The organism is Alsobacter sp. R-9, assembly GCF_054612375.1.
The window spans coordinates 2,501-5,648 of the sequence record NZ_JBTSWJ010000035.1 but is presented as its reverse complement, the minus strand read 5'-3'; the positions used below and the strand labels follow the sequence as shown (position 1 = coordinate 5,648).

Sequence of the window (3,148 nt, the reverse complement as noted above, 5' to 3'; positions counted from 1 at the left end):
TGGTTGCGGGGACAGGATTTGAACCTGTGACCTTCAGGTTATGAGCCTGACGAGCTACCGGGCTGCTCCACCCCGCGGAGAGGTGTGTGCTGACGAAGTGGAGTGTCAGCGGTATTGGGTTCAGGTTTGGATTGTAGAGGGGGGCTGTTCTTTGCAGGCCTGGCAGCGACCTACTCTCCCATGTCTTGAGACAGAGTACCATCGGCGCTGAGGAGTTTAACGGCCGAGTTCGGGATGGGATCGGGTTTGGGCTCCTCGCAAGGGCCACCAGGCCGGCGAAGGACAGGGCAAGCAAGATCTGGTGTTTCTGTGGCGCGTCACGTTGTGTGACGGGCATTGTGTCATGAGAACGATCAAGCCGGACGAGCGATTAGTACCGGTAAGCTCAACGCATTGCTGCGCTTGCACACCCGGCCTATCGACGTGGTCGTCTTCCACGGCTCTTCAGGGAGAACTCGTTTTGAGGTGGGTTTCCCGCTTAGATGCCTTCAGCGGTTATCCCGTCCGTACATAGCTACCCTGCACTGCGGCTGGCGCCACAACAGGTCCACCAGAGGTACGTCCACCCCGGTCCTCTCGTACTAAGGGCAGATCCTCTCAATTCTCCGACACCCACGGCAGATAGGGACCGAACTGTCTCACGACGTTCTGAACCCAGCTCACGTACCACTTTAATCGGCGAACAGCCGAACCCTTGGGACCTGCTCCAGCCCCAGGATGTGATGAGCCGACATCGAGGTGCCAAACAACGCCGTCGATATGGACTCTTGGGCGTTATCAGCCTGTTATCCCCGGCGTACCTTTTATCCGTTGAGCGATGGCCCTTCCACGAGGGACCACCGGATCACTATGGCCGACTTTCGTCTCTGCTCGACTTGTCAGTCTCGCAGTCAAGCGGGCTTATGCCATTGCACTCGTCGAGCGATTTCCGACCGCTCTGAGCCCACCATCGCGCGCCTCCGTTACTCTTTGGGAGGCGACCGCCCCAGTCAAACTGCCCACCATGCGCTGTCCCGGACCCCGGTGAGGGGCCGCGGTTAGACATCCATATCGATAAGGGTGGTATTTCAAGGGTGGCTCCACCCGAGCTGGCGCCCGGGCTTCAAAGCCTACCACCTATCCTACACATGCCGACACGAATGCCAGTGCAAAGCTACAGTCAAGGTGCACGGGGTCTTTCCGTCTGACCGCAGGAACCCCGCATCTTCACGGGGAATTCAATTTCACTGAGCTGATGCTGGAGACAGCGGGGAAGTCGTTACGCCATTCGTGCAGGTCGGAACTTACCCGACAAGGAATTTCGCTACCTTAGGACCGTTATAGTTACGGCCGCCGTTTACCGGGGCTTCGATTCGGTGCTTGCACACCTCCTCTTAACCTTCCGGCACCGGGCAGGCGTCAGACCCTATACGTCATCTTGCGATTTCGCAGAGCCCTGTGTTTTTGCTAAACAGTCGCCACCCCCTGGTCTGTGCCCCTCCCGCCTGGTTGCCCAAGCGGAAGGCCTCCTTATCCCGAAGTTACGGAGGTAAATTGCCGAGTTCCTTCAGCATCATTCTCTCAAGCGCCTTGGTATACTCTACCAGTCCACCTGTGTCGGTTTCGGGTACGGTCTGATGCGGGAGCTATTTCCTGGAACCCCCAGGCCGCCAGATCAATCCAGTAAGACCTGACGACGGTCGGGATCCGTCACTACCCGCTGGCCCACGATTATTCACGTGGTTCCCATCGACTACGCCTTTCGGCCTCGCCTTAGGGGCCGGCTAACCCTGCGCAGATTAACTTTACGCAGGAACCCTTGGACTTTCGGCGACAGTGTCTCTCACACTGTTTGTCGTTACTCATGTCAGCATTCGCACTTCCGATATCTCCAGCAGCCCTCACGGGTCCGCCTTCACAGACTTACGGAACGCTCCGCTACCGCTCATCTTGCGATGAACCCGAAGCTTCGGTGCATGGCTTGAGCCCCGTTACATCTTCGGCGCGGGGACCCTTATTTAGACCAGTGAGCTGTTACGCTTTCTTTAAAGGATGGCTGCTTCTAAGCCAACCTCCTGGTTGTTTTGGGATCCCTACATCCTTTCCCACTTAGCCATGACTTGGGGACCTTAGCTGTCGGTCAGGGTTGTTTCCCTCTCCACGACGGACGTTAGCACCCGCCGTGTGTCTCCCGCGCAGTGCTTCCAGGTATTCGGAGTTTGGTTAGGTTTGGTAAGACGGTAAGTCCCCCTAGCCCATCCAGTGCTCTACCCCCTGGAGCATTCACGCGAGGCGCTACCTAAATAGCTTTCGCGGAGAACCAGCTATTTCCGAGTTTGATTGGCCTTTCACCCCTAATCACAAGTCATCGGAGCCTTTTTCAACAGGCACCCGTTCGGTCCTCCAGTGCGTGTTACCGCACCTTCAACCTGCTCATGACTAGATCACTCGGTTTCGGGTCTAATCCGACGAACTGAACGCCCTGTTCAGACTCGCTTTCGCTGCGCCTACACCTATCGGTTTAAGCTTGCTCGCCAGATTAAGTCGCTGACCCATTATACAAAAGGTACGCAGTCACCCAGGACGAACCTTGGGCTCCTACTGTTTGTAGGTATCCGGTTTCAGGTGCTGTTTCACTCCCCTTGTCGGGGTGCTTTTCACCTTTCCCTCACGGTACTTGTTCGCTATCGGTCGCTGAGGAGTACTTAGGCTTGGAGGGTGGTCCCCCCACGTTCAGACAGGATTACACGTGTCCCGCCCTACTCATGTCTTCACGCACTCGACACCCGTACGGGGCTATCACCCTCTGAGGCCCGCCTTTCCTGACGGTTCCGGTTGGAGAACATGAAGCACTGGCCTGGTCCGCGTTCGCTCGCCACTACTAACGGAGTCTCGTTGATGTCCTTTCCTCCGGGTACTTAGATGTTTCAGTTCCCCGGGTTCGCTTTTGATCCCTATGGATTCAGGATCAAATACCTTCTCTGACCCCACTCAATCCAAGAACATACATCTCTGCATGTCCTTGCAATGAGGGAGGTCGAAGGTGGGTTTCCCCATTCGGAAATCCGCGGATCAAAGCTTGTTCGCAGCTCCCCACGGCTTATCGCAGCGTACCACGTCCTTCATCGCCTCTCAGCGCCAAGGCATCCACCGGATACCCTTAAGGCAC

Annotated in this window: 1 tRNA gene and 2 rRNA genes (1 of these 3 only partly in view); all 3 read right to left on the bottom strand. The window is 56.6% G+C overall.

Going from position 1 to position 3,148, the window contains the following annotated elements:
• Positions 1-77 (bottom strand) — tRNA-Met (locus tag ACX9GQ_RS24960).
• Between the two features lie 80 nt (positions 78-157).
• Positions 158-272 (bottom strand): 5S ribosomal RNA (rrf, locus tag ACX9GQ_RS24955).
• A 77-nt stretch (positions 273-349) separates the two neighbouring features.
• Positions 350-3,148: ribosomal RNA gene (locus ACX9GQ_RS24950) — 23S ribosomal RNA — on the bottom strand; it runs 6 nt beyond the window's last position.